At 70.6% G+C, this 17,690-nt stretch carries 13 protein-coding genes; 5 read left to right on the plus strand and 8 right to left on the minus strand.

Going from position 1 to position 17,690, the window contains the following annotated elements; all coding sequences use genetic code 11:
• Positions 1-105 precede the first annotated feature (105 nt).
• Together C4T78_RS02065 and C4T78_RS02070 are read right to left on the minus strand one after the other, a co-directional pair.
• Positions 106-1,167 (minus strand): 2-oxoacid:ferredoxin oxidoreductase subunit beta, encoded by a 1,062-nt coding sequence (locus tag C4T78_RS02065; RefSeq protein WP_093347862.1) that lies wholly within the window; start codon positions 1,165-1,167, stop codon positions 106-108.
• Entirely contained in the window at positions 1,164-3,041 is a 1,878-nt protein-coding gene (locus tag C4T78_RS02070) for a 2-oxoacid:acceptor oxidoreductase subunit alpha (RefSeq protein ID WP_093347859.1), read from the minus strand. Before C4T78_RS02070 ends, C4T78_RS02065 begins: the two co-directional genes overlap by 4 nt.
• A gap of 382 nt (positions 3,042-3,423) precedes the next feature.
• Here C4T78_RS02070 and C4T78_RS02075 point away from each other — a divergent pair, with 382 nt between their 5' ends.
• Together C4T78_RS02075 and C4T78_RS02080 are read left to right on the plus strand one after the other, a co-directional pair.
• Positions 3,424-4,107: a nitroreductase family protein gene (locus C4T78_RS02075; RefSeq protein ID WP_093347856.1), complete on the plus strand. Its 684-nt coding sequence runs from the start codon at positions 3,424-3,426 to the stop codon at positions 4,105-4,107.
• Between the two features lie 187 nt (positions 4,108-4,294).
• Positions 4,295-5,662: a dihydrolipoyl dehydrogenase family protein gene (locus C4T78_RS02080; RefSeq protein ID WP_093347853.1), complete on the plus strand. Its 1,368-nt coding sequence runs from the start codon at positions 4,295-4,297 to the stop codon at positions 5,660-5,662.
• Between the two features lie 170 nt (positions 5,663-5,832).
• Here C4T78_RS02080 and C4T78_RS02085 read toward each other — a convergent pair whose 3' ends face one another.
• The 5 genes from C4T78_RS02085 to C4T78_RS02105 form a co-directional block, all read right to left on the minus strand.
• Positions 5,833-7,065 (minus strand): sensor domain-containing diguanylate cyclase, encoded by a 1,233-nt coding sequence (locus tag C4T78_RS02085; protein ID WP_093347850.1) that lies wholly within the window; start codon positions 7,063-7,065, stop codon positions 5,833-5,835.
• A 52-nt stretch (positions 7,066-7,117) separates the two neighbouring features.
• Positions 7,118-8,389: an alpha/beta fold hydrolase gene (locus C4T78_RS02090; protein WP_093347847.1), complete on the minus strand. Its 1,272-nt coding sequence runs from the start codon at positions 8,387-8,389 to the stop codon at positions 7,118-7,120.
• 161 nt (positions 8,390-8,550) lie between these two features.
• Positions 8,551-9,615, minus strand: coding sequence for a 2,5-dihydroxypyridine 5,6-dioxygenase NicX family protein (locus C4T78_RS02095; protein WP_093347844.1), 1,065 nt, complete (start codon positions 9,613-9,615; stop codon positions 8,551-8,553).
• 309 nt (positions 9,616-9,924) lie between these two features.
• Complete coding sequence (locus tag C4T78_RS02100; protein WP_093347842.1) at positions 9,925-11,541, minus strand: OPT/YSL family transporter; 1,617 nt, start codon at positions 11,539-11,541, stop codon at positions 9,925-9,927.
• A 22-nt stretch (positions 11,542-11,563) separates the two neighbouring features.
• Positions 11,564-12,340 (minus strand): IclR family transcriptional regulator, encoded by a 777-nt coding sequence (locus tag C4T78_RS02105; RefSeq protein WP_218161471.1) that lies wholly within the window; start codon positions 12,338-12,340, stop codon positions 11,564-11,566.
• A gap of 175 nt (positions 12,341-12,515) precedes the next feature.
• On the opposite strand from C4T78_RS02105, the gene C4T78_RS02110 reads away from it, so the two are divergent.
• Positions 12,516-13,169 carry a GntR family transcriptional regulator gene (locus C4T78_RS02110; RefSeq protein WP_093347836.1) on the plus strand — a complete coding sequence of 218 codons (654 nt, stop codon included), beginning with the start codon at positions 12,516-12,518 and terminating at the stop codon, positions 13,167-13,169.
• Between the two features lie 62 nt (positions 13,170-13,231).
• Here C4T78_RS02110 and C4T78_RS02115 read toward each other — a convergent pair whose 3' ends face one another.
• Positions 13,232-14,566: a WD40 repeat domain-containing protein gene (locus C4T78_RS02115; RefSeq protein WP_093347833.1), complete on the minus strand. Its 1,335-nt coding sequence runs from the start codon at positions 14,564-14,566 to the stop codon at positions 13,232-13,234.
• A gap of 208 nt (positions 14,567-14,774) precedes the next feature.
• Between C4T78_RS02115 and C4T78_RS02120 the strand changes: the two genes are divergently transcribed.
• Together C4T78_RS02120 and C4T78_RS02125 are read left to right on the plus strand one after the other, a co-directional pair.
• Entirely contained in the window at positions 14,775-15,557 is a 783-nt protein-coding gene (locus C4T78_RS02120) for an enoyl-CoA hydratase/isomerase family protein (protein WP_177247424.1), read from the plus strand.
• Between the two features lie 5 nt (positions 15,558-15,562).
• The gene (locus C4T78_RS02125; RefSeq protein WP_220389063.1) at positions 15,563-17,629 is read left to right on the plus strand and encodes an acetate--CoA ligase family protein; all 2,067 of its coding nucleotides are present in this window, start codon (positions 15,563-15,565) and stop codon (positions 17,627-17,629) included.
• Positions 17,630-17,690: the final 61 nt, after the last annotated feature.

The raw sequence follows: 17,690 nt of genomic DNA on the forward strand, positions 1-17,690 counted from the left end.
GACAACCCGAGTTCCGAGCCTAGGCGCCACCCGATCAGCCGTTGCACGAAGGGCACCGCCGACCGGCGTGCTCGGTCAGCGGCGCCCTTCGACCGGTTCGCCTGCTCAGATGGTCCAGGTGTCGTTGCCGTGGAGGAGCTTCCGGAGGTCCGCCGGCCGGGACCGCTGGGCCTCCGCCACCTGGGCTCGGGCCAGGTCGTCGTAGGCGGGGCGTTCGACCGAGCGGAAGATGCCCGTCACGGCCGGGTTGAGGTCCTGGCCGCCGAGGCGGGACAGGGCGAAGGCGTAGGACGGGTCGTCGCGGTGCGCGTCGTGCACCACCACCTCGGCTTCGTCCACTTCGGACAACTTGGCGACGCGGAAGCCGTCCGGACCGGAGACCACGCCGTACTGCTCGTCCTCCGGGCCGAAGGTGATCGGTTCGCCGTGCTTGAGGGCGACGATGCGGCGCTGCTTCTCGTCGTTGTCCTTGAGGACGTCGAAGGCACCGTCGTTGAAGATCGGGCAGTTCTGGTAGATCTCCACCAGCGCGCTGCCGCGGTGCTCCGCCGCCGCCTTCAAGGTCTCCGTCACGCTCGCGCGGTCCGAGTCGATCACGCGCGCCACGAACGACGCCTCCGCGCCCAGCGCCAGCGACACCGGGTTGAACGGGTGGTCCAGGGAACCCACCGGAGTCGACTTGGTGACCTTGCCGACCTCGCTGGTCGGCGAGTACTGGCCCTTGGTCAGGCCGTAGATCCGGTTGTTGAACAGCAGGATCTTCAGGTTCACGTTCCGGCGCAGGGCGTGGATCAGGTGGTTGCCGCCGATGGACAGCGCGTCGCCGTCACCGGTCACCACCCACACCGACAGGTCCGGCCTGCTGGTCGCCAGGCCGGTGGCGATCGCCGGGGCGCGGCCGTGGATGGAGTGCATCCCGTAGGTGTTCATGTAGTACGGGAACCGGGACGAGCACCCGATGCCCGAGATGAACACGATGTTCTCGCGCTTGAGCCCCAGCGACGGCAGGAAGCTCTGCACCGCGTTGAGCACGACGTAGTCGCCGCACCCCGGGCACCAGCGCACCTCCTGGTCGGACTTGAAGTCCTTGGCCTTCTGCGGTTCGTCGGTCGTCGGCACCCCGGCGAGCCCGCCCAGGCCCGGGATCCCCAGATCGGTGGTCGTCACGCGGACACCCCCTGCACCACGTCGGTGAGCACGTTCTGCAGCTCCTCGGCTTGGAACGGCAGCCCCGCGACCTTGGTGTAGGACTGCACGTCGACCAGGTAGCGGGCGCGCAGCAGCATCGCCAGCTGTCCCAGGTTCATCTCCGGGACGATCACCTTGTCGTAGCTGCGCAGCACGTCGCCAAGGTTGCCCGGCATCGGGTTGAGGTGGCGCAGGTGGGCCTGCGCGATGTCCATGCCCCGACCGCGGACCCGGCGGCACGCCGCGCCGATCGGCCCGTAGGACGAGCCCCAGCCCAGCACCAGCACGCGGGCCCGGCCGGACGGGTCGTCGACGGTGAGGTCCGGGACGCGCACGCCGTCGATCTTGGCCTGGCGCAGCCGCACCATCTTGTCGTGGTTGTCCGGGTCGTAGGAGATGTTGCCCTTGCCCTCGGCCTTCTCCAGCCCGCCGACCCGGTGCTCCAGGCCCGGCGTGCCGGGCACCGCCCACTCGCGGGCCAGCGTTTCCGGGTCGCGCACGTAGGGCCAGAACTCGCCGGAGCCGTCCGGCGCGTTGGGCTCGGTGGCGAACTCGACGCGCAGGTCGGGCAACTGGTCGGTCTCCGGGATCAACCAGGGTTCCGAACCGTTGGCGATCGCGCCGTCGGACAGCAGCAGCACCGGTGTCCGGTAGGTCAGCGCGATCCGCACCGCGTCCAGGGCCGCGTCGAAGCAGTCCGCGGGCGAGCACGGGGCGATCACCGGCACCGGCGACTCGCCGTTGCGGCCGTAGAGCGCCTGCAGCAGGTCGGCCTGCTCGGTCTTGGTCGGCAGGCCGGTGGAAGGGCCGCCGCGCTGGATGTCGCACACCAGCAGCGGGAGCTCCAGCGCCACCGCCAGGCCGATGGTCTCCGACTTGAGCGCCAGCCCGGGCCCGGAGGTGGTCGTCACGCCCAGCGCTCCGCCGAAGGAGGCGCCCAGCGCCGCGCCGACACCGGCGATCTCGTCCTCGGCCTGGAAGGTGGTGATGCCGAAGTTCTTGTGCTTGGCCAGCTCGTGCAGCACGTCGGAGGCCGGGGTGATCGGGTAGGTGCCCAGGAACACCGGCAGCTCGCTGCACTGCCCGGCGGCGACGATGCCGTAGGCCAGCGCGGTGTTGCCGGTGATCTGGCGATAGGTCCCTGCGGGCAGCTTGGCCGGCGCGACCTCGTAGGTCACCGCGAAGGACTCGGTCGTCTCGCCGTAGTTCCAGCCCGCGCGGAAGGCCAGCACGTTGGCCTCGGCGATCTGCGGCTTCTTGGCGAACTTCTCGCGCAGGAACCGCTCGGTGCCCTCGGTGGGCCGGTGGTACATCCACGACAGCAGGCCGAGGGCGAACATGTTCTTGCAGCGCTCGGCGTCCTTCTTGCCGAGCCCGCTGCCCTCCAGCGCGCCCTGGGTCAGCGTTCCCATCGCCACCCGGTGGACCTGGTAGCGCTCCAGCTCCTCGCCGTCCAGCGGGTTGGCGTCGTAGCCGACCTTGGTCAGGTTGCGCTTGCTGAACTCGTCGGTGTTGACGATCAGGATGCCGCCGTGCGGCAGGTCCCCGAGGTTCGCCTTGAGCGCCGCCGGGTTCATCGCCACCAGCACGTCGGGCCGGTCGCCCGGGGTGAGGATGTCGTAGTCGGCGAAGTGCAGCTGGAAGCTGGACACGCCGGGCAGGGTGCCGGCGGGTGCGCGGATCTCGGCGGGGAAGTTCGGCAGCGTGGCCAGGTCGTTGCCGAAGGCCGCGGCTTCCGAGGTGAACCTGTCACCCGTCAGCTGCATGCCGTCACCGGAGTCCCCGGCGAACCGGATGACCACCCGGTTCAGCTTCTGGGCGCCGTTGGTCCGGTGCCCGTTCGCGGTGCTCAACTTGATCCGTTCCCCTTCACCTGCAGGCAACGTCCATCCTGTGGCGAACGATACATCCCCGGTGTTTATTCCGATCACGTCCGGGGTTCACCCGATCACCTTCCGCACGCATCCGCACACCCGTTCCCGAAGGCCGGGGCGACCACCGGTACGGCGGAGTTCCACATCGGTGCGCAGGTGGCACCACGTTTACCGACCCTCCCCGGCCCGGACGGCGGTGTGCAATCGGCGACGAATGTGACTTGCCCCATAGCGAGGGAAGGTGACCCTCCACCGGTTCCCAGATTTCCCACCATGTGGGAGAACGTTCGCCGGAACGGCCGATACCTGCGCCCCGCGCTCCTCCGCTTACATCACAGCCGACGCCCACCCGGGAGGACCAGTGACCGCACCAGCACCCCGCCCGCACGCCCATCCGTTCGTGCCCTACACGCCGCCGCGACTGCCGTCCGCCGAGGGATTGCGGCGCGGGCAGGAGCTTTTCGAGCACCTGGACGGTCGCCGCAGCGTCCGGTTCTTCAGCTCCGACCCGGTGCCCCGCGAGGCGATCGAACTGGCCGTGCGGACCGCGAACACCGCGCCCAGCGGCGCGCACCAGCAGCCGTGGACGTTCGTCGCGGTGGCCGATCCCGACCTCAAGCACCGCATCCGGCTGGCCGCCGAGGCCGAGGAACGCGCGTTCTACGGGCGCGAGGACATCCCGCAGTGGCACGGGGCGCTCTCGCGTTTGGAGACCGACGCGAACAAGGAGTTCCTCGACGTGGTGCCGTGGATCGTGGTCGCGTTCGCGCAGAAGTACCGGGTGACCGGCACCGGCAAGCAGAAGCACTACTACGTCAACGAGAGCGTCGGCATCGCCTGCGGCATGTTCATCACCGCGCTGCACACGATGGGCCTGGCGACCCTGACGCACACGCCGAACCCGATGGGCTTCCTGACCCAGCTCCTGGAGCGCCCGTCCAGCGAGCGGCCCTACATCCTGTTCCCGGTCGGCTACCCGGCCGACGACTGCGAAGTACCCGAACTGACCCGCAAGCCCCTGGCGGAAGCGCTCGTCTGGCGCTAGGGAGCGTCGCTCGCCGCGGTGCCGCCGCGATCTTGCGCGAAATGGGCGTGCCGCGGAGCGCGACCCGGCACGCTGGGACCAGCGTCCGCGTCCGGTCGGGTGCGGGCGGCACGCGGTGCTCGCCGAGGTGCGCGGCAGGCACCGAGGTGGTGCGCTGGGACCGACGGTGCGACGGACGAGAACAGAGGTGGGTGCCGTGGTCGACGAGGTCGACGTCGTGGTCATCGGGATGGGACCGGGCGGCGAGGACGTCGCCGCCCGGCTGGCGAGTGCGGGCCTGTCCGTGGTCGCGGTGGAATCCAGGCTGGTCGGCGGTGAGTGCCCGTACTTCGCCTGCGTGCCGACCAAGATGATGGTGCGGGCCACCGACGCGCTGGGCGAAGCGCGCCGGGTGCCCGAGCTGGCCGGGCGAACCGAGGTGCACCCGGACTGGACGCCGGTCGCCGACCGCATCCGCGACGAGGCCACCACCGACTGGGACGACGAGATCGCCGCGCGGCGCTTCGAGCGCACGGGTGGTCGGCTGGTGCGCGGTGTCGGGCGGATCAGCGCGCCGGGCGAGGTGACCGTCGGCGATCAGGTGTTCCGCGCGCGGCGCGGCATCGTGCTCAACCCCGGCACCGAACCGGCGGTGCCGCCGGTCGACGGCCTCGCCGGTAGTCCATTTTGGACGAACCGGGAGGCGGTGCCGTCGCGCGAGGTGCCGGAGTCGCTGCTGGTGCTCGGCGGCGGGCCGGTCGGCCTGGAGTTCGCGCAGGTCTTCGCCCGGTTCGGCAGCACGGTCGCGGTGCTGGAGGCGCAGCCCCGGCTGCTGCCGAGCTCCGAACCGGAGGCATCCGAGGTGATCACCGAGGCGCTGCTCGCCGAGGGGATCCAGGTGCGCACCGGCGACGGCGTCGAGCACGTCAAGCACGACGGGCAGTTCGAGGTGCAGCTCTCCGGCGGCGACCGGCTCATCGCGGACCGGCTGCTGGTGGCCACCGGCCGCCGCACCGACCTGCGCGCGCTCGGGGTCGGCGCGGTCGGGCTGGACGAGCAGGCCCGCACCATCCCGGTGGACGAGCGGATGCGCGCCGCCGACGGGGTCTGGGCGATCGGCGACGTCACCGGTCGTGGCGCGTTCACGCACACCTCGGTGTACCAGGCGCGCATCGCCGCGGCCGACATCCTCGGCCAGGACGGCGAAACCGCCGACTACCGGGCGATGCCCGCGGTGACCTTCACCGATCCGGAGGTCGCCAGCGTCGGGCTGACCGAGGCCCAGGCCCGGGAGGCCGGGATCGCGGTGCGCACCGGGAGCACGCGGATCCAGGACTCCACGCGCGGCTGGATCCACAAGGTGGGCAACGCCGGGATCATCAAGCTGGTCGCCGACTCCGAGCGCGACGTGCTGGTGGGTGCCACGGTCGCCGCACCGGCCGGTGGCGAGATCATCGGCGCGCTCGCGGTCGCCGTGCACGCCGAGGTCCCGGTCTCCCGCCTCCGCCGGATGATCTTCGCCTACCCGACCTTCCACCGGGCGATCGAGTCCGCTCTCGCCGACCTCGGCACCTGACCGCCCGCAACTCGCGCAATTTCAATGGAAATCAGGCCTTCAACTTCAATGGAAGTTGCGCGAGACGTCGGCGTGTCGGCCCCCGACACGCCGACGGAGCGTCGGGGTTCGCGCGATTTCAATTGAAATCGGACGTCTGATTTCAATTGAAATCGCGTCCGGCGACCGGCTCAGCGGCCGCCGTTGGCCTCCCGGCGACGGCGCTTGCTGGCGTACATGTCGCGGTCGGCCAGGTGCAGCAGCCTGTCCGCGGTGATCGACGGGTCCGAGGTCACCACGTAGCCGACGCTGGCCTGCAGGCTCACCGTCGCCTCGTGCACCACGATCTCGGTGTTCAGGTGCGCCTCCACCCGGTCCCGGAGCGCCGCCGCGGCGTCCTCGTCCGGCAGCAGGCTGACCACCACGAACTCGTCACCGCCGAGGCGCGCGACGGTGTCCCCGGCCCGCACCGCCAGCTGGATCTCGCGCGCGGCGGCGATCAGCAGCTGGTCGCCGACCGCGTGGCCGTAGCGGTCGTTGGTCGGCTTGAGCTCGTCGAGGTCGGCCAGCACCACGACCAGCACCCCGTTCCCGCGCGCGAGCTGCTGGAGCCCGTGATCCAGGCGGTCGGAGAGCAAGGCCCGGTTGGCCAGCCCGGTCAGCGGGTCGTGCAGCGCGAGGTGCGCCAGGTGGGCGTCCACCATGCGCTGTTCACCGATGTCCTCGTACTGGCTGAGGACGTAGGCGGGCGTGCCGTCGGCCCCGGGCACCGTGGTCGCCCGGATCAGCATCCAGATCGGGCGGCCGTCCTTGTGCCGGTAGCGCTTCTCCAGGTTCACCGAGTCGATCAGGCCGGAGGCCATGTCCTCCAGCGCGGCGGTGCCCGGCCCCTCGTCCTGCTCGTAGGTGACGTCGGCGAAGGACATCGACAGCAGCTCCGCGCGCGAGTAGCCGAGCATCGCGCAGAGCGTGTCGTTGACCGCCGTCCAGGAACCCTTCAGGTCCAGCAGCGCCATCCCGATCGGCGCGTTGGCGAAGCTGCGCTGCCACAGCAGCTCGGCCTCCCGGCGCTGGGTGATGTCCTGGATCTGGGACAGGAAGTACACCGCGGTGCCGTCGGGGTCCCGGATGAACGAGCGGGCCACCAACGCCCAGATCAGGCTTCCGTCGGAGCGGATGTAGCGCTTCTCCAGCACCTTCTCGGACTCGACCGGACCTTCATCGTCGATGTCATCCGGATGGGTGAAATCCCGGTAGTCGCGCCCCTCCAGCTCCTCGCTCCGGTATCCGAGCAACCGGCACAGCGCGCCGTTGACGTGCAGGTAGCGGCCCTGCAAGTCGAGGATGGCCATCGCGGCGGCCGCCTGGTCGAAGACGCGCTGCCAGGGCACACCGCCAGCGCTGTTCGGCTCGGATGCGGACATGAGAACCGAACGATAGCCGTACGGCCAGCCCCGTGCAGCGGCGCCTCCCAGGTCAGGCGTCGCCCCGGTTCATGGCCAGCAAGCGGTCCAGCACCGCTGGTGAGACCTTGACGCCGTCGTGCTCGTACTCGTTGGTCACCCACACCCGGGCACCGCGCACCTGGCGGGCCGATTCCAGCGCGTGGTCCCGGTCGACGAACATGTCGTCGTGGTAGACCGCCGCGGCCACCGGGACCTCGTTGCGGGCCAGCTGGTCGAGGTCGTAGAGCACCGGCCAGTCGCTCTTCGCGGCGAGCAGGTCGGCCGCCTCGCGCAGCGGGACCAGCGACGGGTCCTGCTCGAACATCCAGGGGTAGATCATCTCGCCGGTCAGGTTGATGCGACCGGTGGTGGCCGGGTCGAACTCCGGGAACTCCGCGCGCACCCGGTGCGCCGACCACTCCGACGCGGTGCCCTGGCAGTAGATGGCCTCGTGCAGCACCGCGTAGAGCGGTCGCGTGGCGAAGGAGACCACCGCGTCCACGCCGCGCCGGAAAGTGTCGGAGAGGGTGTCGCCGATGAACGCCTCCTCCAGCAGGTAGTGCAGCGCGTCGAACTGCGAGCCCTGGCCGAACTGGATGCCGAGCGTCTGGAACCGCTCCGGGGTCAGCCGCTCCCCCGCCGGCATGATCACCTCGTGCTCGGCGAGGTGCTCGACGACCCGCCGCACGATCTCGGCGTCCTGCGGGTAGCGCGCGAAGTAGGCGTCGTTCTTGCGCAGCGTGCGCGCGTAGGCGGCGCGGTACACGTCGTCGGCGTGGCCGGTCAGGGTCGGAACGCCGCCGGTGATCAGCACCTGCCGCAGCCCCTGCGGGGCCAGCGAGAGGTAGGTCAGCGCGCAGAACCCGCCGAAGCTCTGCCCCAGCACCGACCACGGCTCGTCACCGATCAGCTGCATGCGGACGGCTTCGGCGTCGCGCACGATCGAGTCGGCGCGCAGCAGGCTGAGGTGCTCGGCCTGCTGCGCGGGGGTCAGCCCGGCGAGGCTCTGGCGGTTCGCCGGCGTGCTGCGCCCGGTACCGCGCTGGTCGAGCAGCAGCACCCGGTAGTCCTGCAGCGCGCGACCCAGCCACGCGCTGGTGCTCAGCGGCCGTTCGGCCTTGCCGCCCGGGCCGCCCTGGAAGTAGACCAGCCACGGCAGCTGCTGGTCCTGCTTGGACGGCGCGACCACCTCCCGACCGAAGACCTCGATCTCCCCGGAGCCCGGGTCGTCGTGGCGCAGCGGAACCCGGAACACGTGGTCCCGGGCCACCAGACCCGGACGGCGGTAGGTGACGGACGACATCTCGTTTCCTCCAAAGTGGACTATCACGCTGGGTCGGGTGCGACGGGCACGATTCAACACCGACCAGGGCCACCACCGCACCACCCGGGTTCGGCCCGAGCCGCAATTTCCATTGAAATCGGACGTCTGATTTCAATGGAAATTGCGGCAGGACCTGCGGATCAGTAACCCGGCGCGCCGATCTCCTCGCAGATCCGGACCAGTTCCGGGTGCACGTAGCGGCCTTCGAGCTCGATCGCTTCGCCGTCGAGGTAGATCGACGGGCCGAGGACGCTGCCGTCGGTGTGCGCCGCGGCAACCCACGGCTCGCCGCCGATCCAGGCGCCCTTGGTGCCGATGCCGATCTCCACGCAGCCGAACACCCGCTCGTCCTCCACGATGCGGCCGGTGGGCACCAGCACGCCCGGGTTGAAGCCCAGCGACCAGTGCGCCAGCCGGAACATGTTCGGGTCGTCGAAGGACTCCATCCAGTTCCGGAACACCTCGGCGTCGCGGTCGCCGGTGATCTCGGTGACCACGCCGTTCTCCACCTTGCAGCGCACCGGGGAGCGCAGCAGGCCGATCTCGGCCGGCGGCCACAGCGCGCCGTCGAAGACCAGCGTGCCGTTCTGGGTCTCCTCGACCGGGTTCCAGGAGATCTGGCCGGAGAGCATCACGGTCTCGCCGGGCTTCTCGGCGGGCTTGCCGCGCAGGTTGATCGGGCGGCCCTGGTTGCGGCCGACCAGGTCGGTGCCGTTGGCCGCGGTGATGCGCACCTCGTCGGCCTGCTCCAGCAGCGCGACCAGCGCGCGACCGAGCCGCATGACGCCCTCGAAGTCGGGCTTGCCGACGGTGTCGACCAGCATCGGGATGTCCATGCCGGTCAGGTTGGTGTACCGGGCGCCGTTGGCGATCGCGGCGCGGAAGGCGTCGCTGTGCATGATGTAGGCGACGCTGAACTCGATCCACACGTCGGCCTTGGCGACCGCACCGGCGACCGGCGCCGGCGGCTCCATCGCCGAGCTGGGCCGGGTCTCGTACCAGATCACGGTCGGCGTGGCACCGGCCGCGGCCACGGCCTGCGCGGTCAGCTCCACGACGCGCCGGTCGGAGGACGTGTCACCGGTGAGCACCACCTGCTCGCCCGGCTTGACGAGCATGACCTGCTCGACGAGCTTGCGAGCGCCGATGGCGGCTTCCCAGGACAGGTACTCGGGCCGGGATTCGACACGGCTGACAACTTCCACAACTACTCCTCTTACTAGTTTGACGAACTCGTTTTGCGTGGCGGTGCAGGTGGCGGAACCTCAGACGCCGCCTGGTCTGCGGGATCCCGTTCTTGTGTATGCCCAATACACGGCGAACGAGCTGTCCTCGCCAGACGACGCCTGAGAACCCGCGGCGGTGCGAGTTGCGAGGGTGGGCTATGCGCCTGCGGCGCATGCGTCACCTCGCAACTCGGTGCCGGTCGTGCGTCGCGGTTGCGGTTGACCACCACAAACAGCTATGTCGCTCCTCGGTAGAACGCCAGACCCGGCGCTCGCCTGCACGCCTGATCACTTGGACTCGAAGATGCGGCTGGTCGAGTAGAGGGCGTCGCCGGCGATGAGGCCCGCGCCGACGAGGTTGAGGTCCTCGTCCGCCCTTTCGCCGCGCCACCAGCGGTAGGCGATGCGGACCAGCAGCGCGCCGAAGACCAGCCAGCACGCTTGCGGGGTGCCCACCAGCAGGCCGGTGGCCAGCAGCACGCCCATCTGCCTGCTGGAGCCGCCGAGCAGCTGGATCAGCGCACCGGGGATCGCCCACAGCAGCAGCGTCATCAGGATGTCCGGGTCGGTCAGCCCGGCCTTGATGGTGGCCGCGTAGACCTCGGCCACCGGCGGGATCAGGCCGTCGCCGAAGAACGACTGCCAGGACACCGCGACCGCCACCGTCGCCACCGCGAAGCCGACCAGCGAGGCGAGGTACTGCTGGAACCGGCCGGAGCGCTCGTAGGCGTCGTAGGGACGGTGCTCCTTGCGCAGCAGCCAGCCCGCCTTGAAGTCGTACCCCATGTCGGCGAACGCCGGGCCGGTGGCCGAGGTGTAGCCGACGAACAGCGCCAGCGCCACCGGCGGCACGCCGAGGATCAGGCCCAGCACCAGGAAGATCAGCGTCACCGCGAAGGCCGGGAACCAGCCGGAGTGCATCGCGGCCAGGCCCACGATGATCTCGTGGATGATCGCGGCCAGCGCGGCGGCCAGCACCCACATGATCAGCCCGGGCACCGACAGCTCGGACATCAGCCCGCCGGCCAGCGCGACCACGGCGGCGCCGAGCACGAAGAGCACGTAGCCCTCCAGCACGCCGCGGCGCAGCGCGCGCTCGTCGACCTGCGGCAGCTGGCTGGGATCGATCGACCGCTCCGGTGCAGCGGCCTTCTTCTTGTCCTTGCGGAACATCAGGTAGGCGGCCTGCCCGAGCGCGACCAGCCCGGCGCCGATCATCACGCCGTGCGGGATGTAGAGGTCGCCGATGTCGATGCTGAACCAGGCCGGGCTGTACTGGCTGACCATCAGGCCGACGCCGAACATGGCCAGCGCCCAGATGTTGCCGATGAAGGCCACACCCGCCGCGGAGACCGGCAGCTTGAACAGCGAGCCGATGAACCCGATCACCGCGCCGCCCGCCAGCACGATGGCCCGCCTGCCGCCCTTGTCACCGGCGATGATGGTGTCCGCCGCGGCGACGCCGGGCGGCCAGGCGGCCTGCGCGGGCAGCAGCCGCGAGTTGAACAGCCGGTACAGCACGAAGGAATCGGCGAACAGGCCGATCGCGACACCGGCGAACACCGGCCACACCAGGTCGGGCCTGCCGAAGGCGAAGGGCACCGCGATCGGCGCCAGCAGCGAGTTGGCGGCGGCGAAGGTCGAGCCGGACACCGCGCTCTGCACGAGGTTCTGCCGGTGCACCGACCGCATCTTGCGCAGGGCGGCCACGTTGATCCGGCCGATGATCATCGCGATCAGCGCGCCGATCACCGAGGTGTTGGCCGAGATGCCCAGCGTGGTGATCAGGTGCAGACCGATGATCGCGCCGACCACGGAGAGCACGACCGTGATCACCAGAACGGTCGGCTCGAAAGCCCGCGGGTGCGCGCGCTCGGCGCCCGTCCGGGATTCGCTGACTGTCATGAGCAGCCTTTCGAGGAGGAGATCAGCCGGCTTGCGGCCCGGCGCCGGGCGCCAATCGGCGGGACAGGTCGGTGGCCGCGCCGCGCAGCGCAGCGGTCAGGTCGTCGGTCCGGCCGGTGACGCGCTCGGCCGGACCGATCAGCGTCATCGACGCCACTGTCGCACCGGAGAGCTGCACCGGCACCGCGACGGCGCCGACGTTCGCGTCGAACTCCCCGGCCGATATCGACACCCCGGTTTCCCGGACCTGCTGCCACCGCTGCGCCAGCTCGGCGTAGCTGGTCGGAGTGCTCGGAGTGCAGCGCGCGAGCGGCTCGGGGCCGAACAGCTCGCGGACCTCCTCCGCGGGCAGTCCGGCGAACAGCGCGTGCCCGGAGGACCCGGCGTGACCGGGCATCACGTGCCCGACCACCGCGGTGTAGCTGATCGGCCCGCGACCGTCCACGGCCGCGACGGTCCGGTAGGAGCCGCCGTGCGCGACGTTGAGCACGGCGCTCTCCCCCGTCTCCCGCGCCAGCATCGCCAGCACCGGGCGGGCGATCAGGCTCAGCGCGCCGCTGCGCTCGGCGACCCTGGCGAGCTGGGAGACCGCCGGGCCGAGCCGGTAGCGGCGGGATTCCGGGTCCGCCAGCACGAATCCGCGGTTGGCCAAGGTCGCCAGCAGCCGCTGGACGACGGACTTGTCCAGCCCGAGTTCGCGCCCGAGCTCGGTGACGCCCCACTCCGGCCGGTCGTCGGTGAACGCGAGCAGAACCTGCAGCGCGCGATCCGCGGTCTGCAGAAAGCCTGAACCCGCCACGTCCACCTCCGGAGAGCTGTTGCTATATTCACAACGCTGTCGCTATTTGCGCACCGTTGCGGGTTACGGTGCGCCCGGACGTGCGGGTTTGTCAATACGTCGTCCTCAGCATTCGCGCAAACACGGTGCGTTACCATTCCGATCACCGATCGAACAGAGCGTGGGGTGTTGAGGCATGGCGGGGACTTCGGTGGGTCGCGCCGTCGAGCAGATCCGGCAGATGATGCGCAGCCAGGAACTGCTGCCCGGACAACCGCTCCGGCAGGAAGCGCTCGCCGAACGCCTGGGCGTCAGCCGAGTGCCGGTCCGGGAGGCGTTAAAGGCGCTCGAAGCCGAGGGCGTGGTCCGCCACCAGCCGAACGTGGGCTACACCGTGGCCAGGCTTTCAGCGGAGGAACTGCGGCAGGCGTACCTGATGCGCGGCGCGCTGGAGGCGATCGTGCTCCGCGAGCTGCCGCGGCTGAGCACCGCGCAGATCATCGAGCTGAGCGAGCTCAACGAGCAGATCGCGAAGGCCGCCGACGAGGTCGACGTGCTGCGGATCATCGAGCTCAACCACGACTTCCACTTCGTCATCTTCCGCGCCTCGGGCCTGCGGCTGATCGTCGATGAGATTGAGCGGATCTGGAAGATCACCGAGGCCTACCGCACGGTCTACCTCTACGACGAGTCGGCGCGCCGCCGGATCGTCCGCGAGCACCGCCAGCTGATCAACGCCCTGCGCCGCGGCCAGACCGAAAGAGCGGTCCGCATCATGGACGCGCACCGCGACGCCACCCCGGCGCACCTGGCCCCCACCCTCGCCGCCACGCTCCCCCTGCCGGGCTGATCGAGGAGGCGTTCACCGGCGGAACGGGGCGGCCGCGATTCGCGGCCGCCCCGTCGAATTCGTCAGCTACCGCGCGTCGTCAGGGAATCCGGCGCCTCCGCGGGCATCCCGACGGGCATCACCTGGACGTCACCCCCGTTGTTCGGACCGCGCGAGAGACCGAGGGCGAGCCAACGGCCGTCGGGCGACCACGCCACGTCCCGGAAGTGCGCGCCCGGGCGGTGCCGGATCACGACCGCGCCGTCCGCGAGCCGGCGGATGCACAACTCACCGCCGCCGATCTCCCACGGATCGCTCGGCGGGAAACCCGCGGAAGCCAGGTAGGCCCCGTCCGGACTCGGTGCCAGCGCCCGCACTTCCCTCAGACCATCAGCGGCGGTGTCGACGACGGTGCGGGACGCCACGTCGATCACGTGCACGTTCGGCCCCTTCTCACCGAGGTAGAGCCGGGATTCGTCCGCGGCGAAGGCCAGGCTCTCGACCACCAGGCCGTCCGCGCCGGTGACCTGTTCTCGCCCGTCGCCCTCGACCAGGAAGACGCGGCGGGGTGACCTGCTCTCGAAGTCCACCCGGTAGCGGCCGGTGCGCGAACGCGCCCTTCCCGCTTCCAAGGCGACATCGATCCGCGCCCCGGCGTCGACGTCGTAGGCGACCTGTTCGGAGCCGTGCCGCTGGGAGGTGAACGCCACCACGTGCTGTCCCGGAACCCACGACATGCGCCAGCTGAAGCCGGTCTCGAACGCCACGCGGAAGTGCTCGGTCCAGTCGGCGCAGTCGTACACGACCAGTTCGGCACCGGAGCGGGCCACGGCCAGGAAGCGGCTGTCGTCGGAGAAGGCCACCGCGGTCGCGCTGTCGTCGGAGAAGGGCCAGCGCACGATCGGGTCGTGCACGTTCGGCAGGTGCGGCAGCTCCTCCGGAGCCGGGCTGTCGGCGTGCACCGGGTACATCGCCGAACTCCACGCATCACCCGGTTCCAGGTGCTCGATCCAGGCCCGGTCGGCGACCCGGACCGAGAACTCCGCCTGCACCAGAGCGTCTTCGTCCGGCCAGCCGTGCACGCGCTCGTAGTGGAAGTCCTGGAGGCGGTCCCACGCCGACTCCGAGGGCGGATCGTTGTCCACGGCGATGCGTTCGACGTGCTCGACGAACCAGCGCGCGTGCTCGATCAGCCAGTTCCGGTCGAGAATCCGGTCGGCGTCGATGGCCGCACCGATCGGATGTTCCCGACGCCCGGATGCCCACAGGAGTCCCAGCACGAACCCCGGGTCCCGCTCCGGCGGCGCCAGGTAGGTCCGGGATTCCACGTCGTAGTGGACCGTCAGGACCTGCAACCGGACTTCGCGGCGGGCGAGGTCGACATCGAGCGCTCTGACGCCGAACAGATCAGTGGCCACGGGCGCACCGTCCCCGGGTAGCGACCGGTCTCATGACCGGGAAGGCTGAACGATTGATCACGGCCGGGACTGTATCCGCCGGGCCCGACGGCTCGTCCCGCTTTCGCCGGACACCTCGCAACATCGGACTCATTGCATTCAATTTTGTATGGACTCGGTGGGTGGGGCGTGCCAGACTCGGCCGCGTCGTCGAGCCGGAGGGATGGACATGGCGGATCTCGAGTACCAGGTCGCGGACGGGATCGGGACGATCCTGCTCAACCGCCCGCAGCGCAAGAACGCGTTCACCATGGAGATGATCGACCAGTGGGCGGCGGCGATCCGGTCCGCCCGGTTCGATCCCGAGGTGCGGGTGCTGGTGCTCACCGGGGCCGGTGACGCGTTCTGCTCGGGCGTCGACCTCGACGACTTCACCGCGGGCGAGAAGTCCGTGCTGGACCACAAGACCGTGCTGACCGAACGCATCCACCAGGTCGCGCTCGCGCTGGAGGACTTCGACAAGCCGGTCATCGCCGCGGTCAACGGCGTCGCGGTGGGCGCGGGCATGGACATGGCGCTGATGTGCGACATCCGGTTCGTCGGGGAGTCCGCGCGGCTGTCGGAGGGCTACGTCCGCATCGGCCTGGTGCCCGGTGACGGCGGTTGCTACTTCCTGCCGCGGCTCGTCGGCACCGCCAAGGCGCTGGAGCTGCTGTGGACCGGTGATTTCGTGGATGCCGCCACCGCCGTGGAGCTCGGCATCGCCAGCCGCAGCTACCCCGACGACGAGCTGATGGAGCACACCTACGCCTTCGCGCGCCGCCTCGCCGACGGCCCACCGGTGGCCATCCGCGCGATCAAGCGGACCGTGTACCAGTCGGCGCGCACCGACCTGCGGACCTCGCTCGACCTGATCTCCTCGCACATGGCCGTCGTGCAGTCCACTGAGGACTCCGCGGAGGCGATGCGCGCGTTCAAGGAGAAGCGCAGCCCGAAGTTCCACGGCCGGTGACCGCGGTGGACGGGTTGCTGCACCCGCGAGCGGTGGCGGTCGTCGGCGCTTCCGAGCGCTCGGCGATGGCCGGACGGCTGACCCGCTACCTGAGCGGGTTCGACGGCCCGGTCTACCCGGTGAACCCGAACCACCGGCGGGTGCACGGCCTGCCGTGCTACCCGTCGCTGCTGGAGCTGCCGGGGCCGGTGGACCTGGTGCTCGTGCTGGTCCCGGCCGCACGGGTGCTTTCCGCGGTCGAGGACGCCGGGCGTGCGGGCGCCTCGTTCGCCGTGGTGCTCTCCTCCGGCTTCGCCGAGGTCGGTGCCGAAGGGCGTGCGTTGCAGGAGCAGCTCGTCGAAGTCGCCGGCCGGTACGGGATGCGGGTGGTCGGCCCGAACTGCCAGGGACTGCTCTACCGCCCCACCGGCTTGGCGGCCACGTTCACCGCCGCTGCCGACGGGGTTCGGCAACCGGATTCGGGCATCGCCTACGTCGGGCAGAGCGGCGCGCTGGGCGGCAGCTTCCTCGGCAAGGCCCGCGATCGCGGGATCGGGCTCACCGCCTGGATCAGCGTCGGCAACCAGGCCGACCTCACCACCACCGACGCCGCCGAACTGCTGGTCGCCGATCCCGGCGTCCGGGTGCTGGCGTGCTACCTGGAGGAACTGCCCGACGGAGCCCGGTGGCAGCGGCTGACCGAGCAGACCGCGGCGGCGGGCAAGCAACTCGTGGTCCTGCGCTCGGGCCGTTCAGCCGCCGGGGAGCGCGCGGTGGCCTCGCACACCGGCGCGCTGGTCCGCGCGGGCACCGCGTTCGACCTGCTGACCCGCGAATCCGGTGCGATCCAGGTGGACGACCTGGACGAGCTCCTCGACACCGCGGTGGCGCTGACCGGCGAGTCCCGGCCGCGCGGGCACCGCATCGGCGTCATCACCAGTTCCGGCGGGGCGGGCGGGCTCGCCGCCGACCAGGCCGAGGCGGCCGGGTTGTCGCTGCCGGAGCTGGACCGCGCGGCGCAGGACGTGCTGGCGCCGCTCATCCCGGCTTTCGGCAGCACCGCCAACCCGGTGGACGTCACCGCGCAGGTCATCGACGACGCGGGCCAGTTCGGCGCGGTGTGCGAGGCGGTCGCCGAATCCGGCGAGGTGGATGCCGTGCTCGTGGTGCTGACCACGATCGGCGGTGCGGCGGCGGTGGAAGTCGCCGAGGCGATCCTGCGGGCCGCCGAGCGCCGCAGCACGGCACCGTTCGCGGTGGCGTGGCTGTACTCGCACGAGGAGATCGCCGAAGCCGGTTCGATGCTGCGCCGCAACGCAATCCCGGTGCTGGACAGCACCACCGCTGCGCTGCGGCTGATCGCTCGTCTGGTGCCGCAAGAAAGCCGTCGCGCCGAACCAGCGGCGCCGCGCGGCCTGTCGCGCTTCCTGGACCGCCCATCGCTCACCGAGGCCGACGGCGCACGTCTCCTCGACGCGTTGCAGATCGCCCGACCGCGTGGGCGCATCGTCGATCCCGCCGACGTTGAAACCGTTGCGCGGGAGATCGGCGAGCACGTCGTGCTGAAGGTCCAATCCCCCGACCTGGCGCACAAAAGCGACGTCGGCGGTGTTCTCGTCGGCGTCCGGGCAGAGCAAGCAGGCCGTGCCGCGCAGGACATGCTCGACGCGGTCACCGCGGGCGCTCCGCAGGCGCGCATCGATGGCGTCCTGGTCCAGGAAGTGCTTCCGCCGGGCGTGGAACTGCTCGTCGGCGTGCAGGGCGGCAAGCACGGTTATCCGCCGGTGGTGACGGTCGGGATGGGCGGCACCACGACCGAGCTCTACTCCGACGTCGCATCGGCGCTCGGCCCGCTCGACTCGGGGCAGGCGGTCGCGCTGCTGCGGCGGTTGCGCGGATGGCCGCTGCTGGACGGGTTCCGCGGCCGCCCGCGCTGCGACGTGGCCGCCGCGGCTGCGGCGATCGCGTCACTCTCGCAGGCCGCAGCCGAACTCGGCTCCGCTCTGACCGAGGTGGAGATCAACCCGCTGGTGGTCCACGCGACCGGCGCTGTGGCCGCCGACCTCCTCGTGACCACCGAACCCAGGCCCTGACCACCGTCAACCACCACCCGGCCGGGGCAGGCGCGTCGACTTCGCGCGAAATCGACCGCTC

The organism is Saccharopolyspora kobensis, assembly GCF_900108315.1.
Classification (GTDB): domain Bacteria; phylum Actinomycetota; class Actinomycetes; order Mycobacteriales; family Pseudonocardiaceae; genus Saccharopolyspora; species Saccharopolyspora kobensis.

Excerpts from the sequence above, each read along its gene's own strand:
- C4T78_RS02120 (WP_177247424.1), top strand. The coding sequence starts at position 14,775 with ATGGCGGATCTCGAGTACCAGGTCGCGGACGGGATCGGGACGATCCTG.
- C4T78_RS02100 (WP_093347842.1), bottom strand. The coding sequence starts at position 11,541 with ATGACAGTCAGCGAATCCCGGACGGGCGCCGAGCGCGCGCACCCGCGG.
- C4T78_RS02085 (WP_093347850.1), bottom strand. The coding sequence starts at position 7,065 with ATGTCCGCATCCGAGCCGAACAGCGCTGGCGGTGTGCCCTGGCAGCGC.
- C4T78_RS02090 (WP_093347847.1), bottom strand. The coding sequence starts at position 8,389 with ATGTCGTCCGTCACCTACCGCCGTCCGGGTCTGGTGGCCCGGGACCAC.
- C4T78_RS02110 (WP_093347836.1), top strand. The coding sequence starts at position 12,516 with ATGGCGGGGACTTCGGTGGGTCGCGCCGTCGAGCAGATCCGGCAGATG.